This is a genomic window from Mucilaginibacter sp. BGA-UO-ETr-C110 (assembly GCF_059567985.1).
On record NZ_JCAQPB010000002.1, the window covers coordinates 3809507 to 3827399 of the forward strand.

At 44.3% G+C, this 17893-nt stretch carries 16 protein-coding genes; 11 read left to right on the plus strand and 5 right to left on the minus strand.

Annotated features, from left to right (window positions below; all coding sequences use genetic code 11):
• Window positions 1–465 precede the first annotated feature (465 nt).
• The 4 genes from AC57BQ_RS16380 to AC57BQ_RS16395 form a co-directional block, all read right to left on the minus strand.
• Entirely contained in the window at window positions 466–1038 is a 573-nt protein-coding gene (locus tag AC57BQ_RS16380; RefSeq protein ID WP_496407313.1) for a cysteine hydrolase family protein, read from the minus strand.
• Window positions 1039–1280: 242 nt separating this feature from the next.
• Entirely contained in the window at window positions 1281–1589 is a 309-nt protein-coding gene (locus AC57BQ_RS16385) for a hypothetical protein (protein ID WP_496407314.1), read from the minus strand.
• A 16-nt stretch (window positions 1590–1605) separates the two neighbouring features.
• Window positions 1606–2883, minus strand: coding sequence for an MFS transporter (locus tag AC57BQ_RS16390; RefSeq protein WP_496407315.1), 1278 nt, complete (start codon window positions 2881–2883; stop codon window positions 1606–1608).
• Window positions 2884–2908: 25 nt separating this feature from the next.
• Entirely contained in the window at window positions 2909–3526 is a 618-nt protein-coding gene (locus tag AC57BQ_RS16395) for a TetR/AcrR family transcriptional regulator (RefSeq protein WP_496407316.1), read from the minus strand.
• A gap of 304 nt (window positions 3527–3830) precedes the next feature.
• Between AC57BQ_RS16395 and AC57BQ_RS16400 the strand changes: the two genes are divergently transcribed.
• The 9 genes from AC57BQ_RS16400 (at window position 3831) to AC57BQ_RS16440 (ending at window position 14151) form a co-directional block, all read left to right on the plus strand.
• Window positions 3831–4211, plus strand: a complete 381-nt coding sequence (locus AC57BQ_RS16400; protein WP_496407317.1) for a VOC family protein — start codon at window positions 3831–3833, stop codon at window positions 4209–4211.
• A 288-nt stretch (window positions 4212–4499) separates the two neighbouring features.
• Entirely contained in the window at window positions 4500–6572 is a 2073-nt protein-coding gene (locus AC57BQ_RS16405; RefSeq protein WP_496407318.1) for a M13 family metallopeptidase, read from the plus strand.
• 576 nt (window positions 6573–7148) lie between these two features.
• Window positions 7149–7499 (plus strand): DUF2200 domain-containing protein, encoded by a 351-nt coding sequence (locus tag AC57BQ_RS16410; protein ID WP_496407319.1) that lies wholly within the window; start codon window positions 7149–7151, stop codon window positions 7497–7499.
• Between the two features lie 673 nt (window positions 7500–8172).
• The gene (locus AC57BQ_RS16415) at window positions 8173–9507 is read left to right on the plus strand and encodes a rhodanese-like domain-containing protein (RefSeq protein ID WP_496407320.1); all 1335 of its coding nucleotides are present in this window, start codon (window positions 8173–8175) and stop codon (window positions 9505–9507) included.
• Window positions 9508–9568: 61 nt separating this feature from the next.
• On the plus strand, window positions 9569–10279 hold the full coding sequence (gene mnmC2, locus AC57BQ_RS16420; protein ID WP_496407321.1) for a tRNA (5-methylaminomethyl-2-thiouridine)(34)-methyltransferase MnmC2: 711 nt from the start codon (window positions 9569–9571) through the stop codon (window positions 10277–10279).
• A gap of 242 nt (window positions 10280–10521) precedes the next feature.
• Window positions 10522–11325, plus strand: a complete 804-nt coding sequence (mazG, locus tag AC57BQ_RS16425; protein ID WP_090467321.1) for a nucleoside triphosphate pyrophosphohydrolase — start codon at window positions 10522–10524, stop codon at window positions 11323–11325.
• 65 nt (window positions 11326–11390) lie between these two features.
• Entirely contained in the window at window positions 11391–11858 is a 468-nt protein-coding gene (locus AC57BQ_RS16430; protein ID WP_496407322.1) for a hypothetical protein, read from the plus strand.
• A 240-nt stretch (window positions 11859–12098) separates the two neighbouring features.
• Entirely contained in the window at window positions 12099–12653 is a 555-nt protein-coding gene (locus tag AC57BQ_RS16435) for an RNA polymerase sigma factor (RefSeq protein ID WP_496407323.1), read from the plus strand.
• Complete coding sequence (locus tag AC57BQ_RS16440; protein WP_496407324.1) at window positions 12646–14151, plus strand: hypothetical protein; 1506 nt, start codon at window positions 12646–12648, stop codon at window positions 14149–14151. Before AC57BQ_RS16435 ends, AC57BQ_RS16440 begins: the two co-directional genes overlap by 8 nt.
• A 97-nt stretch (window positions 14152–14248) precedes the next feature.
• On the opposite strand, the gene AC57BQ_RS16445 is transcribed toward AC57BQ_RS16440, so the two are convergent.
• Window positions 14249–15469, minus strand: coding sequence for an ABC transporter permease (locus AC57BQ_RS16445; RefSeq protein WP_496407325.1), 1221 nt, complete (start codon window positions 15467–15469; stop codon window positions 14249–14251).
• A gap of 85 nt (window positions 15470–15554) precedes the next feature.
• On the opposite strand from AC57BQ_RS16445, the gene AC57BQ_RS16450 reads away from it, so the two are divergent.
• Together AC57BQ_RS16450 and fmt are read left to right on the plus strand one after the other, a co-directional pair.
• Window positions 15555–16805: an exo-beta-N-acetylmuramidase NamZ family protein gene (locus AC57BQ_RS16450; RefSeq protein WP_496407326.1), complete on the plus strand. Its 1251-nt coding sequence runs from the start codon at window positions 15555–15557 to the stop codon at window positions 16803–16805.
• Window positions 16806–16963: 158 nt separating this feature from the next.
• Complete coding sequence (gene fmt, locus AC57BQ_RS16455) at window positions 16964–17881, plus strand: methionyl-tRNA formyltransferase (RefSeq protein ID WP_496407327.1); 918 nt, start codon at window positions 16964–16966, stop codon at window positions 17879–17881.
• Window positions 17882–17893 lie beyond the last annotated feature (12 nt).

Here is a 17893-nt window from a genome sequence, read left to right on the forward strand (position 1 = left end):
TTTTAACACGGTTTTGAAAGGTTTAAAAAGTATTAAATTATTGATTATCAAATAACTAAATGCAAATCGGCTGTTTTTTGGGTCCTTTTATTGCTTAACCAAACGGCCCGGTTCTCTCTTTTGGGGAGAAAACCGGGCCGTGGTATATACAAATATACGGATTTTTTGAATGGGATAAAAGCTCTTCAGGAGACTTTGGGGGACTGAGAGGTTAACGTTAAATCTACGAGAGACACTAAAGGAACAAAATTAGCATGCACCATCGGTGCAAAAAGTCGGTAGAAAGGATACATCTAAATCATTCTGCGTGCCGTCAGGTACGCAACGGCCAGTTTCGTACCTGACGGCACGAAATTTATACTCGTTTTCTCCTCTACCGACCTTTAACCCCTCCGGGGTTGTCTCCCCCCTTAAATTACTCCATATTTTATGGGCTATTATCCGTAGGAGATCCTCAGGACACCCCTACGCGACAGGCCATTCCCCAACCGTGAGCACATCGGCCTGGCGCGGAAAAACTTTGGTGGTGAGTACGCGGTGCACTTCCTCGTCTGGGTCTGCGCAGCAATCGGCCAGTACGGTTAGGCGATAATCCTTATCTGCCGCCTCGCGCAGGGTAGATAAAACTACGCCACTGGTAGATAAACCCGTCAACACCAGGTGTTGAGCACCGTAAGCCCGCAGGATAACTTCCAGATCGCTGCCGGTAAAAGCGCTGAAACGCCTTTTGGTCACCACCACTTCATCGGCCCGGGGTTTTAAATCTTCATGAACCTGCATAAATTCGGCCATGTTAACGCTCGTTAAGCGTTCTTTACTGGCAGCGAAACTTTTATTGTTCGGGCTGATTTCCGGTCCACCCTCCCTAAAACCCACCACTACATAAATGACCGGAATTTTCTGTTCGCGTGCTTTCGCGATAGCTTTAGCAATATTGTTCAGGATAGCTGCGGGTTCGGGCAGCGCGGCCAGCATGGCTACTATACCCGCCTGCATATCCATAACTAAAAGAGCGGTGTTTGTTTTATTATTTTCCATTTTTTGTTTTTTATGATGATCAATTAATTTTCTGATTAAATAAGTTTTGCAAAAGCCGGCATGTCGGCGACCGACTCACCCCGCCTGCGCTACGCTGGGCGACCCTCTCTGCGGCTACGCCGCAAAGAGGGTAAAAAAACTTTTCCAGACCCTCTTTGCGACTTGTCGCAGAGAGGGTGGTCGAGCGAAGCAACGACCGGGTGAGTCGATTATAAAAGCGATCCATTGGCTGACAAGATTGATTATAATTTCTCCTTATGTACAAAATTCACGGCCCCAAAAATGCTCATACAGGTAAAGCCAACAAAACAGATCAGGACAGATAGGCTGTTATCAGCAGATACTTTACCAAACCGGAAAAGCAGGTAGCCTGCTACTAAATTGAACAGGGCCCATAATACGTTCACCAGCGGAGATGACAAGCCTTTCCCCGGTGGTTTGGCAAAAGGTGTAGGAAAGGGATCACCTGCGATACCTTTAATAAAATGCGGAACAAAGTTGGCCAGGAACATGCCCGCCCAGAAACCGCCGAAATAATGATACCATTGCATAGTAAATAGTTTTTGGTTAAACAATTGAATGTTTTTTTTCCTTTAATTCCTGCCGGCTGCTATTTAAAAATACAGAAAAGCAAGCCGCGATAATCAATGCTGTTAGGCCCTGGCCAAGCATGGTGAGCGGGGCACCTATTTTTTGAGAGATGGTACCCACAACCAGGCTGCCCAAAGGCAGCATGCCGAAATAAGCCATCGCCACGAAACTCATTACCCGGCCACGCATATGGGCAGCCGCTTCCAGTTGTATAATGGTAATACTGGTTGACATAGGTGTAATTGATCCCAGTCCCAATATCACCGCACACGGTAGGGCCAGGGCAAAATAACTTGTTCGGGAAAACAGGATGAGTCCCGCGCCTAATATGATAATGCTTAACAGCAGCACCATCCTTAAATTGATACCTTTTTTTGCCGAGGCCAATAAAAAACTACCGATAAGTGCGCCCAAGCCAATGCAGCCGCTGATATAGCCATAAGTGGCCGCGTTGCCTTTAAAAATAACTTTGGCAAAAACCGGCTCCATGGTATCATAAGGCAAAATCAACAGGCTTAAACAGAGCATCAGCAGGATAAGCGTGCTAATAGCAGGAGTTTGTTTCACATACTTTAAGCCTTCTGCCAATTCTGATGTTACCTTTTTCTTAACAGCAGATGGTTGAAAGTCCGGAAACTTCATCAACAGCAAAGAAACGATCACCGCTATAAAACTCAGCGCGTTAATAATAAAGCAAACGCCTGCTCCAAATTGCTGTAAAACCATACCTGATAAAGCCGGACCAATGAGCCTGGCCATATTTACCATAGCCGAATTGAGCGAGATGGCGTTCGCCAGATCGGCCTTATCATCCACCATTTCATGCACCATTGGCTGCCGGGCAGGTACATCGAAGGCATTGATAGTGCCTAATATGGCGCTCAGGGTGAGGATTTCCCAAATAACATAATGATTGGTTAAAATAAGTATCGCCAGCAATATAGCTTGTATCATGGATGCGGTTTGGGTAACCAGCAGTATTTTATACCGGGGGTACCGGTCGGCAACTACACCGCCAAACAGCGAAAGTAAAAATGCAGGGAACTGCTGCGCGAAAACAGCAAAACCGATCATGGAGGCCGAATGTGTAAGCGAATAGATAACCCAGATCACTGCCGTGCGCTGCATCCAGGTACCGATTTGAGAAACGGATTGTCCGGTAAAAAACAAGGAGTAATTACGATTGCGAAAAGCACGGAAGGTATGCCCTTCTTTTTTGTTTATTATATTTTTCTTTTGGACAATATCTGTCATTTTGTCGAAAAATGGTTAAAAAAATTTAGTTCTTCAGCCCGTACATGGCCATACGGGTAAACGTATCTACCATGGGTGCCATCTTTTCATAATTACCTTCCATCTCCAGCTCGCGTTTTAGTCCGCGCAAGCCGCTCAACAATACCAGGATGAGCATCCCCAGTTCCGAAGACGGTATTTTGCGTAGTTCACCTTTGTTCATGCCATCCGTAAGCACCTGTTCCATTAAAGCGCTTTCCTGCCGGATGATCAGCTGATGAAGCGCGATCTTAGTTTTCTGGAATTGGGATAAGGCATCAGCATCCATACCTGCGTCGAGCGTCTTAAAAAAAGCTCCTTTTTCACGAAGCACTTCCAGTTTGGTCAAAAAGAAGGCACGAAGTTTTTGTTCAGTACCAGATGCCTCACTGGCGGCCCGGGTCATCGCGGTCAGCATTTCACGAATTTCTATCATGACAACCGCATCAAAAATTTCATCCTTACTTTTATAATAGTAATAAAGTGAGCTGCGGCCTTTACCTATTGCTTTGGCTACATCATCCATGGTCACCTTAGCCAGGCCATATATCTGAAACAGGCGCTTTGCCGCCGCCAGAATCTGCTGCTGCATTAAATCTTCTTTGGTTGATATATTTGCCGACATACGGGGTGAAATTTGAATAATGCAAAAATAGATAATTTTAGACATTTAAACAAAAAATGTTTAAATGTTAATAAATAAGATCGCCACACTCAGTATTTCAATACGCGTAATGACAATATATACTAACGTGCTATGCGATCAAAAAGCCAATATAAGATTTGAAAACAGATTTGGTAATATCCAAAAATAGCTGGAAATTGCTCCAAAGGCTGTGTATAAAGAAACCCTTAAATTGATTATCACTACCCAGCTTTTTCATCCATTTGATATCCCTTTTTTTAATCATACAACACATATAATAGATATGAAAAAAGTAACAGGCATTGGCGGCGTATTTTTTAAATGCGATGATCCGCAGGGTATGAACGATTGGTACGCCAAAAACCTTGGATTGCCTAAGAGTGAATACGGAACAACGTTTGAGTGGCAGCAGGCCGATGATCCGTCGAAAAAAGGATCCACCTCCTGGTGTACATTTCCGCAGGATACCAAATATTTCAATCCCTCGGCCAAGCCATTTATGATCAATTACCGGGTGGAAAACCTGGTTGCGCTGGTAGATGAACTAAAAAAAGAAAACGTGACCATTGTTGATGAAATTGCGGAATATGATTACGGCAAATTTGTGCATGTGCTTGATCCGGAAGGGAACATTATTGAGCTTTGGGAACCTACAGATGATTAAGATCAGGAACCTGGCCAGGTAAACCACAGCTCACCTATCAAATATGGTATAGCGATGGGTTTTAAACCCATCGCTATACTTTATCACAATAATTTTACAATAGCTTCGTTTCTTAAAGGAACAACCTTAACAGCCATGAAATCAATGGACCTGCACCGCTTTTGGCTTGATATCCTGAAAAGATCAAAGCTTTCCTTTTTTATAAACTGGTTTAACCGCTAAGTATTTTTCATAAGGCGGTTTGCGCATATCTGCTGCAATTCATTAACTTTAATTTTTAAATCTAATATGAAATTAAAGTTATCTTACGTAATGCTGGCAGGCGCTTTGGTTCTGTCGGCCAACAGTTTTGCTGCCGGTGGCGGCACATCTCCCAAACCAAAACACAAACCTGCAGTCCCTAAAAAATTCATTGATCCGGCCAATATGGATCTCAGTGTAAAACCTGGCGATGATTTTTTTGACTATGCCAACGGCAACTGGATAAAACAAAACGCTATACCTGCCAAAGAAACCCGCTGGGGAAGCTTTAACATCCTGCGACAGGAAAATACCGATAAATTATTGGGCCTGCTGAATGAAGTAAGCAAAACATCAGCCACACAGCCAAAAGGCAGCTTAAGGCAACGCGTTGGCGATCTGTATGCCAGCGGTATGGATAGCCTGACTATCGAAAAACGTGGTTATGACCCTATAAAACCCGATCTGCAACGGATTGATCAAATAAACAGCCTCGACGGCGTTATCGGCGAGCTGACCTACCAGCGCGTTAACGGCGAGGGTAGTCCGCTTTTTAGATTTGGTGTTGGCCAGGACGAGAAAAACGTAAATAAATACGTGGTGGGCTTTAACCAGGGCGGTACCAGCTTGCCAGATCGCGACAACTATCTGAAAGCTGATAGTCGCACCAAAAGCATCCAGGACGCCTACAAAAAATACATTGTAGCGTTGTTCACGCTAACCGGCAGCAGCAACGAAGAAGCCGTTAAAAACGCAGGCCTTATTTTTAGTCTGGAAGCCACGCTGGCCAAAGCACAGCTGAGCCGTGTAGCCATGCGCGACCCTAACGTTACCTACAATAAATTTTCTGTTGATGGTTTCAGCAAGATCACCCCGCACTTAAACTGGAACACCTTATTGCCGCAATTAAAAGCTGGCGGACAGGACACCGTACTGGTTGGCCAGCCCGGATTTTTTAAAGTGGCCGACTCGCTATTGGCGGTTACTCCTGTTGACAGCTGGAAAGTTTACCTGAAATGGAGCATCCTTAAAGGCGCGTCATCATCATTAAGCTCTCCATTTGTAAACGCTACTTTTGATTTTAGCAAGACATTAACCGGCCAAAAAGTACAAACCCCACGTAACGAACGCATGAGCGGCCTGGTTGATGGCAGCATAGGCGAATTGTTAGGTCAGCTTTTTGTAGAGAAATACTTTACACCAGCCGCCAAACAATACATGGTTAACCTGGTGAACAACCTGAAAGGCACCCTGGGCGACCGCATTAAACGCCTGGAATGGATGAGCCCCGAAACCAAGGACCGCGCGCTTAAAAAACTGGCTGCATTTACCGTAAAAATAGGCTATCCTGATAAATGGGAAGCATATGATGGCCTGGTTATCGACCGTAACGATTATGCCGCTAACCTGAAAGCCTTATCTATATGGCGTTATAACTTTAACCTGAGCCGCCTGGGCAAACCGGTTGATAAAACCCGCTGGGGTATGACACCACCAACCGTGAACGCGTATTACAACCCAACCAATAACGAGATCGTTTTCCCAGCCGGTATTTTACAGTTCCCTTTCTTTGATTTTAAGGCTGACGACGCGATAAACTATGGCGGCATAGGCGCGGTGATAGGACACGAAATGACCCATGGTTTTGATGATCAGGGCCGCCAGTATGATGCCGATGGCACCCTGCGCGACTGGTGGACAAAAACCGATGCCGATAAATTTAAAGTGCGCGCCAACCAGGTGGTTGACCAATACAATGCCTTTACCGTGGTTGATACCCTGCACGTAAACGGCAAATTAACCCTTGGCGAAAACCTGGCCGACCTGGGCGGTTTAAACATAGCTTACGAGGCATACAAAAAAACCAAACAAGGTCAGGAAAATAAAAAGATCGATGGCTTTACTGCCGATCAGCGTTTCTTTTTATCATGGGCACAGGTATGGCGCAGCGCGCAACGCCCCGAGTCGGCAGCACAACGCATCCTGACCGATCCGCACTCACCCGAGCAATTCCGTACCAACGCGCCACTGACTAATATCGACGCCTGGTACAAAGCCTTCAACGTACAAGCCGGCGACAAAATGTACAAAAAACCGGAAGACCGGATTAAGGTTTGGTAGTTCTGAGTCTTGAGTCTTAAGTACTGAGTCTTAAGTACTGAGTCTTATTTATAAGTCAAAGCCTGGTGAAAGCCGGGCTTTGTTTGTTTTGCGCCTCACCTAACCCTCTCCAAAGGAGAGGGCTTTTAAAAAGATATCAGATAGACCCAGGTTGCAGAAACGACTCACCCCGACTGCGCTTCGCTGGTCGCCCCTCTCTTCGCCTGCGGCGGAAAGAGGGTAAGAAAAGGAACTTCTTCCCCGTCAGCAGATAAGCTTCGGGCGAAAGCGGGCAGAACATGGTGGTTTGTGTAATGGCAGGGGCATTAGCAAACCTTGCCGAAGCGGGGGATGAGCGAACGAAGTGGAGGTAAGGTTTAGCAGCCCGTGGTTCTGCCCGGTTTGCGGGGCAAGGCTGTGAGCGCAAAGAAGCCTCTCTGCTGACTTGATTTTTGGTTACTTTTCATCAAGGAAAAGTAACAGCCCTAGCGGCAATTGAGCGCTCTACGACAAGCATCTTCGTTCTGACTTACTAATCTAAAATTTTCAGTTAACCTCTATTTTGTAACTTTACAGAGCAATTAATTAACCAATACCATGGATAATACAAGAGTTTACAGAATGTCTTTTGCAAGTGTTTATCCGCACTATATCAAAAAAGCAGAGAAGAAAGGTCGCACAAAAGCAGAACTGGATGAAATTATATTCTGGCTGACAGGATATGATCAACAAGCTTTGCAACAACTCATCGACAATAAAACTGATTTTGAAACTTTTTTCGCCCGGGCACCACAAATTAACCCGAATGTTTCAAAGATCACAGGTGTGATCTGCGGGTATCGTGTGGAAGAAATCGAAGACAAATTGATGCAGCAAGTTCGTTATTTAGACAAACTGGTAGACGAATTAGCAAAAGGAAAAGCCATGGAGAAGATATTGAGGAAGTAGTGAATTTTTCTGAACCTTGATCCATCGGATTAAAGGATTACCTTGATTTATGTCTTTTGATTCTTAACTCTAAATAAGGGCGTTACCTTCGGCCCGCGCTATCCGCTCATACGCCACAAGGCATTAGGCACGGGCCGGTATCCACTGCTATCGCTAACGCGGGGGAACTAATTATTGAATTAATGATTTAGTGAATTAGTGATTTCTTCTTTCCCGTCAGCAGACAAGCTTCGGACGAAAGCGGGCAGAACAATGGTGGCCTGTGCGGCTGTAAGGGCATAGCAAGTTTTGCAGAAGTATAAGCTTGAGGGTGCGAAGCGGGGCAAATAATTGCAGCCCGTGGTTCTGTCGGCTTTGCGGGGTAAAGGCCAAGTGCGGCAAAGAAGCATTTCTGGTGACAAGCCTTTTGGTTACTTTGTGGCTACAAAGTGACTGGCCCTCCCGCAGCCAAGAGCGGGTATACGCCATACATCACGAATAAACCCCTCCCTACCCTCCCGGGGGAGGGAATCGCACCTTCCCCGCGCTTTTAAGTTTAATGATAGGGTCAACAGCCTCTAAAAACACCTGAATTACTGCATATTCCATCGTATTAATCGTATTAATATTTACAACATGCAAACATTTCAACCCTAAAACAACCCGCCGAAACCCTTATCTTTGTGCTTATAATATGATAATTCAACAGTTCTACGATAAAGGATTGGCGCATGCATCGTACGCCGTGATCCGTACAGGTAAAATGATCGTTATTGATCCGGCACGCAACCCGCAGCCCTATTATGACTTTGCCAGCCAGCACGATGCCGATATTGTGGGCGTTATTGAAACACATCCACATGCCGATTTTGTAAGCTCGCACCTGGAAATTCACCAGGCTACCAATGCCGTAATTTATTGCAGCAAGCTAACCGGTGCCACCTATCCGCACGAAACTTTTGATGATGGCGATCTGATACAGTTAAACGATATCAAGCTGAAAGCCATCAATACCCCCGGTCACTCGCCCGATTCTATTTGCATTTTGCTGGAAGATGAAAAAGGCAAGGACACGGCCATTTTCACCGGCGATACCTTATTTGTAGGTGATGTAGGCAGGCCCGACCTGCGCGAGAATGTGGGTAACATTACCGCCAAAAAAGAAGAACTGGCCAAACAAATGTACCTGAGCACCCGCCATAAGTTGATGACGCTACCTAAAAGCGTTGTGGTTTATCCGGCACACGGCCCTGGCTCGTTATGCGGCAAAAACATGAGCCCCGATCTGGAAAGCACCATTGGCCGCGAGCTGCGCGAAAACTACGCCCTGCAACTGATGGACGAAATGACCTTTGTTAAAACCCTCACCACCGATCAGCCCTTTATGCCCAAATACTTTGGCTATGATGTGGATCTGAATAAAACAGGCGCGCCGTTGTTTCAGCAAAGTGTTGATACCATAGCCAGGATCAGCGCCGAATCACCGCTTGAAAAAGAGGTATTGGTGATTGACGCTCGCCCGAAACAACAATTCAGGAACGGTCATCTTAAAGGCGCTATTAACCTGCAGGACGGTGAAAAATTTGAAACCTGGCTGGGTTCGATATTAAGTCCCGATGAAGCATTTTACCTGATCGCCGACAGTGAGGAGAGTTTGAACATCCTCATCAAAAAAGCAGCGAAAATAGGTTACGAAAAAAACATTAAAGCGGCACTGCTATCGCCGGCCAACGCTACCGAAATATCAGCAACGCTTGACCTGGATGATTTCAGGATCAACCCCAGTAACTACCATATTGTTGACGTACGCAACCGCGGCGAGGTAAATGATGGCAAGGTATTTAAAGACTCCATCACCATACCCCTGCCTGAGCTTCGCGAACGTATCAACGAAATACCGACAGATAAAGCTATTGTGATCCATTGCGCCGCAGGTTACCGCTCTGCAGCAGCAGCCAGTATAGTAGCCGCCCAAATACAACAGATACCGGTTTATGACCTGGGCGAGGTTATTGTAGAGTTTGCATAAGGGGGTTAATGGTTCATAGATCATAGCTAACACGCTTCCATGATTTTTGACACTCAAAACTATGAACCATGATCTATCAACTATGAACCATGAACTAAAAATAGTAACCACGGCCGATGGTTCTAAAACCATTTATAATGCTGAAGTGGGCGAGCATTACCACTCCCGTCATGGTGCATTGCAGGAGAGTTTACATGTATTTGTAAATGCTGGTCTGGATTATTTTTTGGCTCAAAACAATACCCGGGAAGCCAGCATACTGGAAGTTGGCTTTGGTACCGGGCTTAATTTTTTATTGAGTTCGGATTACTGCACCAGCCATCAAATAAAACTTCAATATACCGGCATCGAAGCTTATCCGCTCAGCACGGATATGATGGCTCAAACCGGCTACGAGCAATATATACCCGCCACATTATGGACCAGCTATCTGCAACATTACCCGGATGCTTTAAAAAATGAGGTAAGTATCAATGCTAATACTCAATTACAAATAGCCCATTGCAAGCTCATGGAGCTTAAAACCGACCTGCAATTTGATATCATCTACTTCGACGCTTTTGCAGCTGTGCACCAACCCGAAATGTGGGAACTCCCGGCCATAAGCCATGTAACCAGCTTTTTAAAACCCGGCGGCGTGTTTGTTACCTATGCCATTACCGGCAACCTGAAAAGAATGCTCAAAAGCCTGGGCTTTACCATAGAAAAAGTACCCGGGGCCGCCGGCAAACGCGAAATGCTGCGCGGCGTGAAAGAAGTTGTTTTGGGTTAAAAAAAGCGTCATTACGAGGAGGAACGACGTGGATAACCGACCGGAGGGGAGTTCATTAATACCTTTAAAAACAATTAACACATTAATAATCCCCGATAGACAGAGCGTCTCTGTAAGTAGGGGATTGCCACGCTGCGCTCGCAATGTCGTATTCGGCCAATTTGCTTTCTTATCTTGACTCCTGATTCTTATCTCTTGCGTCTCAAAACCCTTATCTTTGCAGCATTAAAAACAAAAAACTTATGCCGCTACAAGCACCAGCTACCGCTAATACCCCTGCTACCGGATTTGAACGCCTGCTTCATATTATGGACGATCTGAGGGCAAACTGTCCATGGGATAAAAAACAAACACTGGAAAGTCTGCGGCACCTTACTATCGAAGAAACCTATGAGCTGAGCGATGCCATTTTAAGCGCCGATATGCCCGAAATAAAAAAAGAACTGGGCGATATTATGCTTCACCTGGTTTTTTATGCCAAAATAGCTTCAGAAACTAACGACTTCACCATTACCGATGTGCTCAATAGCGTATGCGAAAAGCTGATTAACCGGCACCCGCATATTTATGGTGATGTAGAGGTTCAGAACGAAGAGGATGTTAAACGCAACTGGGAGCAGATCAAACTAAAAGAAGGCAACAAATCTGTACTCGGCGGCGTACCCGCCTCCTTACCGGCATTGGTAAAAGCATCACGCATACAGGAAAAAGCACGCGGTGTAGGTTTCGACTGGGAAGAGAAAAGCCAGGTATGGGCCAAGGTTGAAGAAGAAATGCAGGAGTTCAGGAACGAATTTAATGCCGAAGATGAAAGCACCATCGATCATGAAAAAGCCGAAGGCGAATTTGGCGACCTGTTATTCTCCCTCATCAATTATGCCCGTTTTATCAATATCAACCCCGAGAACGCGCTTGAAAAAACAAATAAAAAATTTATCAAACGCTTTCAGTACCTGGAACTTAAAGCCAAAGAGAACGGAAAACAACTACAGGACATGAGCCTGGCCGAGATGGATATATTTTGGGACGAGGCAAAAAAATTATAAAATTTTTTTTGCCTGTTGTAGCGTTTAAATGAATACTCACGTAATGTTTAAAAAAGATGAAGATTATGAAGCGAAATTTATTTTTAGTATTACCATTGTTAGCATTAATAGTATTAAGTGAAGCCTGCTCAACTAAAAGTGATCCAGTTCCTGCGCCGACACCGCCACTTGGTACTTTTAGTGGGACCGGTAAGCTCCTGGTAAAAAAATCAGGAAGTTCTGGCTATGATACCGTAAAAAAAGCATCTCCCTTATTGATTACATTGGCTACACCAAGCAATTTCAAAGTAACCGGAGATACGCTTACAGTACATGCGGGCAGCAAAGGTTTATTTCAACTTGCATACGCATCCAATGGCACATTTATTAACTTTATTGACAGCACTTATAAAGCCGGGCCGCAAACTAAAATACATTTGAATGGTGTATATCAATACGTTTATGATAATGCCTCTGGCAGCCTGATCATACAGCGTGCCAATAGCGTACAGGATTCTGTTCTACGGTACGATTTAAAAAAGACTTCAAATTAATTATTGTTTTAATTTCCAGGCTGTCGCTTTTATAGTGGCAGCTTTTTATCATTAACCATCTACCTATAAAATTAAAAGATCGGCAGTAATATAACACTGCTGATCTTTTATTTATAAGCGGTTAAAGCAAAAAAATGATCATTTAAAAAAATGTTATTTTTATTTGTATCAATATGATCCTTAGGTACGTAAAGGATTATAAATCAACAGTAATTTTATACGCGGAATTAAATACACTTAATGCATTCACCCCCTCGCATTACTGAAGAAGAGATCATCAGCCAATGCAAAACAGGCAGCTTAAAATACCAGGAAATGCTGTATAAGCTATTCTATGGCTATGCCATGGGTATAAGTCTGCGTTACAGTTTAAACAGGGATGATGCATTGGAGGCTGTAAATGATGCTTTTATAAAGGTTTTTAATGCCATACATAGTTATAACATTGATAAACCTTTTAAAGCCTGGTTACGCACTATTGTGGTTAATACCGCGATTGACCGTCGGCGCAAGGATCTTAAATTTCAGCTTAATGTTGATTTGGATAACGCTGCTCCTTTAAGCAGCAATATGGGCACAGTTGATAATTTAAATGTGCAGGATATTTTAAAACTGATGAATGAGCTGCCTGCAATTCAGCTTACCATCTTCAATTTATACGAGATAGACGGATATAATCACGACGAAATTGCAAACATGCTCGCTATTCCGGTAAGTTCATCAAGAGTTTACCTGAGCCGGGCAAAAGAAAGATTAAGAAAAATGTTAAGGAAAGAGACACAAAACCATGGATGAGCAGTTGGATAACGACTTAAGCAACCGCATCAGGGAGGTGTTTGATAATTTTGACGACACCTCATTTCCTTCGGCTGATGAAGGCTGGTTATTGCTCAGGAAAAATTTTCCTGAAACGGAAAAGAAACGTCCGGTTGCCTGGCTATGGTGGGCAAGCACGGCCGCGGCTTTATTGTTATTTTTAAGCATAGGCCTTTGGATAACCGGTAAAAAACAACAGACAAATACACTGGCTTTAAAACCGGTAAAAAAACATACAGAACAAACTATAACCACCGATAGCGCTACAATGCTGACCGCCACACCAAATCCGGTCATTAAACATAATGCTCCTGATACCGGTGCAGCCCCTTTGGCCAGTACAAAAAAGCCTACTATCCAGGCGGCAACACCTTATAAGCCCGCCGCTGTTCCTGCTGTGCCGGGTGCAACAACAACCCAGGCCCCTGTTTATGCCAAAACTAATGTAAGTCCGGCTACCCAGGTGCTTGCTAATACACAGGTAGCTCCTGCTATCAAAGCCAAACCGGCTACAGATAGCACTAAAAATATTATCGCCAAAACCAATGCGCAGCAATATGTCGCTGCTGCAAAAATTCCCAATACCACTGTTACCGAGCCTGCTAAAAAAACCAGACCGGTTGATAGTACCAAAGCTGTTATGGCTAAAACCAATACGCAGCAGCCCCCTGTTACAGCACCGGCTGCTACCACAGGCGGTTCAATTATGTTGCCAAAACAACCGGCAAAAGCCCCTAAAAACTCTATGGAGGCATTGTTTGCCAGCGAACAGGCCCAGCAACCACAAAAAAACAGACAGGAATCTGTGGAAGATAAAAAAGTACGTTTTGGTGTATATGCGGCAACCTTTTTTAACTATGCCAAGGGTAGCAGCAACCAGGTAAATGCCGGCGCAGGTGTTACATCTGATATTAAGCTAAGTAAAAACTTAAAATTATCAACAGGTTTAATGCTGGCCCAAAATACATTGAGCTATAGCGGAGGGCCGCCACCAAGTTCGAGTCTTGATGCTTTGGCCAGAACTCCCCGGGCTTTAGCCCCCTATGATAAGGAGAGCTTGTTTGCCGCGAACGCGTCTTTCCCGGTTCTTAAAAATTACAATGCCAACTTAATAGGTCTGGATATTCCGATCAATATCAAATACGAATTCAACCCGCAAAAAACCGATGCTTATGTTTCGGCGGGTTTAAGTTCAGGTACATTTATCAACGAAGCCTATACCTCCGTTTACGGTTATTCATCGGCAGGGTCTTCTACACAAACAACCGATGATGTGACCCACAAAAGTTTTAACAGCTTCTATTTTGCTAAAACGCTTAACGTTTCCTTTGGTATCGGCTACCCGGTAGGTAAGGGCAATCGTTTAATTGTTGAACCATTTTTAAAATACCCGCTTGATGGTCTGGGCTCTCAACAGATCCAGTTTGGTTCGGCAGGTTTAAATTTGAAACTAAATTTTACGACGAAGAGAAAATAGAGTAGTATCAAGTATCACGACTTTAAAAAAATCAAGAACTATAATCAACAAAATCTTGATACTTGATACTAGCTACTTGATACTAAATTAAAAATCTCTATTTAAACCTGATAGCTTTTACTGGTGATATTTTGCTAACCAGCATTGATGGGATGATGAGCACCAGCAGGCAAATAATCAGCGTGCCTAAATTCAACAGGAAAATATCAGTAAAATTAAATTCTACAGGTACAAAGGTCATATAATAAGATGCCTGGTCGAGCTTAAAAAAGTGGGTTTGCTGTTGAAAAAAGCCTAAACCCAGCCCCAGCGCGTTACCCAGCAGTAATCCTAAGCCAATAAGATAGGTCGCGTTAAATAAAAACACTTTTTGGATGTTCCAGTTGGTGGCGCCCATGGCCTTAAACATACCTATCATGGAGGTACGCTCCAGGATCATGATGAGCAATGCCGATATCATATTGATCACGGCTACTATCACCATCAGCACTAACATCACCACAGAGTTTACATCCAGCAGGTTAAGCCATTCGAATATGGCCGGATAATCCTCACCTACGGTATAGGAGCGTAATTTTACCGGCAGAATCTCATCGAGCCTATTGGCGGCATAGTCTACCCGGTCAAAATCCGATATGTGTAATTCATACTCCCCAATTTCGCCGGGTTTCCAGTTATTAAGCCGGTTGATCAATGATAAGGAACCGATCACAAAGGTTTTATCCACTTCTTCCACTCCGATACTAAATATCCCTTTTATTTTAAACTGGCGCTTACGTAACGGTTCCTGAACAAAATACATCAGCAGCTTGTCCCCTACCTTTAATTTCAGGCGATCGGCCGTAGTTTGCGATAGCATGATCTCCTTTTGCGCCTCTACCGAATCGGTAAAGTTGATCACATCGCCGGCCACCATGGTCTTTTTAAAATAGCTCCAATCGTAGTTTTTATCAACTCCTTTCAGCACTACGCCTTCTATTTCATTATTCGCTTTAATGATACCTGGCTTGGTGGCAAAGGGCATTACCCGGGTGATCAGCGGGCTTTTCATCGCCCGGCCCTCAAATTTGCTATCGGCCATGAAAGGAGAGCTTTCGTAGGAACTGTTCAGATCGAATTTCACTATCCGGATGTCACCGGCAAAGCCACGGATCTTTTCACGAATCTCGCGCTTAAAGCCTTTCACAATGGCCATCGAAAGTATCATCACCCCCAAACCCAGCATAATACCTATGATGGCAATGCGCACAATCAGTTTTGAAAAGGTGCGTTTTGACTTAAATGTTATCCGGGCTGATATAAAAGAGGCGAAACTCAATGCAGAATGATTTTTTGTACCTTCGCAAATATGCGGTTTTGCTACTAAACCTGCTACTTTAAAAATTGTTTAACCATAATATTTTATGCTAAGAACACGTATTTTTTTGCAATGTGCTTTTATTACGGTTTTATGGGCAAGTACAGCGTGCGGTAGCCCGGCAGTTTGCACCAATTGCGACTCATCAAAAATCAGTTCGGACGAAAAAATAATCCCAGGAATAATCACCGGTGCCGATCAAATTCCGCTGTATATTAACTATCTTAAGGGAAAAAATATTGGGATGGTGGTAAATCAAACTTCTGTTATTGGCAAAAATCTGAAGCCCAGTGTGGATAGTTTACTGCATGCCGGTATCATCATAAAAAAAATATTCGGACCCGAGCATGGCTTCAGGGGTAATGCCAGTAACGGCGCCAGCGTAAATGATGCTGTAGATACCAAAACCGGTTTGCCCGTGATATCCCTGTATGGTAATAAACACTATAAACCCACCTCAGAAGACCTCAAAGGTCTCGATCTCATGATATTTGATGTTCAGGATGTGGGCGTCCGTTTTTACACTTATATATCAACCCTGCATTACGTGATGGAAGCTTGTGCCGAAAACAATATTGAGCTTATGATACTGGACAGGCCCAATCCAAACGGCTACCTGATTGACGGCCCCATATTGGATACCGCCAATGTGCCCCGTGCCTTTGTAGCCATGCACCCTATCCCTATTAGCCATGGTATGACCATTGGTGAATACGCCCAAATGATTAACGGCGAGGGCTGGTTAAAAGATGGTCTGAAGTGTAAGTTAAAGATCATCAAGGTGGCCAACTACAAACATTCTTTACCATACAAGTTACCGGTAAATCCCTCGCCCAATTTAAATACCGATCAGTCCATTATCTTATACCCAAGCGTGTGCTTATTTGAGGGTACAACCTTAAGCCTGGGGCGTGGTACGTTTTTCCCTTTCCTGGAGGTAGGTCACCCTTTGTTAAAAGGAAAATACGTCTTTTCATTCACCCCGGTGAGTATCCAGGGCATGAGCGAAGATCCGCCGCAGAAGGACAAAGAGTGTTTTGGTGTGGATCTGAAAGGACAGAGCACAGAGATGATCAGGAAAAAAGGCCGTCTCGATCTGTCCTTACTGATGGAGCTATATAAAGCCTTTCCGGATAAAGCACATTTCTTTAACGCCTACTTTACCAAACTTGCCGGCACACCCGAATTAAGGAAACAGATTGAAGCAGGTAAAACCGAGGCAGAGATCCGCAAAAGCTGGGGGCCTGGCTTAAATAAGTTTAAAACTGTAAGGCGCAAATATTTATTATACGAGTAAGATAGTATCAAGTAGCTGGGGTTAGTATCAAGTAGCTAATATCAAGTATCATGACTTTTAAAAGAACGTTTCATAAAAACAAAATCTTGATACTTGATACTTGATACCCAAAATGATACTAGCTACTTGATACCAATAACGATACAAAAAGGAATAGCATGAGAATTGTATTTATGGGTACCCCCGAGTTTGCTGTTGCATCATTAGATGCACTGATTAAAGCAGGTAGCGACATTATAGGCGTGGTTACCGCTCCTGATAAACCAGCGGGTCGCGGGCAAAAGGTAAGCGAATCGGCGGTGAAACAATATGCGGTAGCCAACGGACTGAAAGTGCTGCAGCCCGAAAAGTTAAAGAACCCGGAGTTTCTGGCCGAACTGAAATCGTTGCACGCCGATCTGCAGGTGGTTGTAGCATTCCGTATGCTGCCCGAAGTAGTTTGGGCCATGCCGCCAAAGGGTACCATCAATTTACATGCTTCGCTTTTACCACAATACCGTGGCGCGGCCCCTATTAACTGGGTGCTGATCAACGGCGAAAAAGAAAGCGGTGCTACTACCTTTTTCCTGAAACATGAAATTGATACTGGCGACGTGCTGTTTACAGAAAAGGTAACCTTAAACGGCCATGAAACGGCCGGTACGCTACACGACTGGCTCATGAACAAAGGTGCCGGCTTGTTGGTTAAAACCGTAAAAGCGGTGGAAAGTGGCCGCTATCATGAACATCCGCAAACGGCCCTGCTCACCGGCGAAGAACTGAAACATGCACCCAAAATTTTCAAAGAAGATTGCCTGATCGATTGGACACAACCTGCCCAAAACATTTATAACAAAATACGCGGCCTTAGTCCTATCCCTACCGCCTACACTGAACTTAACGGTAAAGTTTTAAAGATATATGGCTCGGAACTGCAAACGGAAGTACCCGCCATACAACCCGGAGACTTCCTCACCGATAACAAAACCTACCTGAAATTTGCAGCCAAAGATGGTTTTATCAGCCTTACCGACATTCAGCTGGAGGGTAAAAAACGCATGGGTATTGAAGATTTTTTGAGAGGGATGAGGTTGTGATATGAAATGAAC

Excerpts from the sequence above, each read along its gene's own strand:
- AC57BQ_RS16380 (WP_496407313.1), bottom strand. The coding sequence starts at position 1,038 with ATGGAAAATAATAAAACAAACACCGCTCTTTTAGTTATGGATATGCAG.
- AC57BQ_RS16385 (WP_496407314.1), bottom strand. The coding sequence starts at position 1,589 with ATGCAATGGTATCATTATTTCGGCGGTTTCTGGGCGGGCATGTTCCTG.
- AC57BQ_RS16390 (WP_496407315.1), bottom strand. The coding sequence starts at position 2,883 with ATGACAGATATTGTCCAAAAGAAAAATATAATAAACAAAAAAGAAGGG.
- AC57BQ_RS16395 (WP_496407316.1), bottom strand. The coding sequence starts at position 3,526 with ATGTCGGCAAATATATCAACCAAAGAAGATTTAATGCAGCAGCAGATT.
- AC57BQ_RS16400 (WP_496407317.1), top strand. The coding sequence starts at position 3,831 with ATGAAAAAAGTAACAGGCATTGGCGGCGTATTTTTTAAATGCGATGAT.
- AC57BQ_RS16405 (WP_496407318.1), top strand. The coding sequence starts at position 4,500 with ATGAAATTAAAGTTATCTTACGTAATGCTGGCAGGCGCTTTGGTTCTG.
- AC57BQ_RS16410 (WP_496407319.1), top strand. The coding sequence starts at position 7,149 with ATGGATAATACAAGAGTTTACAGAATGTCTTTTGCAAGTGTTTATCCG.
- AC57BQ_RS16415 (WP_496407320.1), top strand. The coding sequence starts at position 8,173 with ATGATAATTCAACAGTTCTACGATAAAGGATTGGCGCATGCATCGTAC.
- mnmC2 (WP_496407321.1), top strand. The coding sequence starts at position 9,569 with ATGAACCATGATCTATCAACTATGAACCATGAACTAAAAATAGTAACC.
- mazG (WP_090467321.1), top strand. The coding sequence starts at position 10,522 with ATGCCGCTACAAGCACCAGCTACCGCTAATACCCCTGCTACCGGATTT.
- AC57BQ_RS16430 (WP_496407322.1), top strand. The coding sequence starts at position 11,391 with ATGAAGCGAAATTTATTTTTAGTATTACCATTGTTAGCATTAATAGTA.
- AC57BQ_RS16435 (WP_496407323.1), top strand. The coding sequence starts at position 12,099 with ATGCATTCACCCCCTCGCATTACTGAAGAAGAGATCATCAGCCAATGC.
- AC57BQ_RS16440 (WP_496407324.1), top strand. The coding sequence starts at position 12,646 with ATGGATGAGCAGTTGGATAACGACTTAAGCAACCGCATCAGGGAGGTG.
- AC57BQ_RS16450 (WP_496407326.1), top strand. The coding sequence starts at position 15,555 with ATGCTAAGAACACGTATTTTTTTGCAATGTGCTTTTATTACGGTTTTA.
- fmt (WP_496407327.1), top strand. The coding sequence starts at position 16,964 with ATGAGAATTGTATTTATGGGTACCCCCGAGTTTGCTGTTGCATCATTA.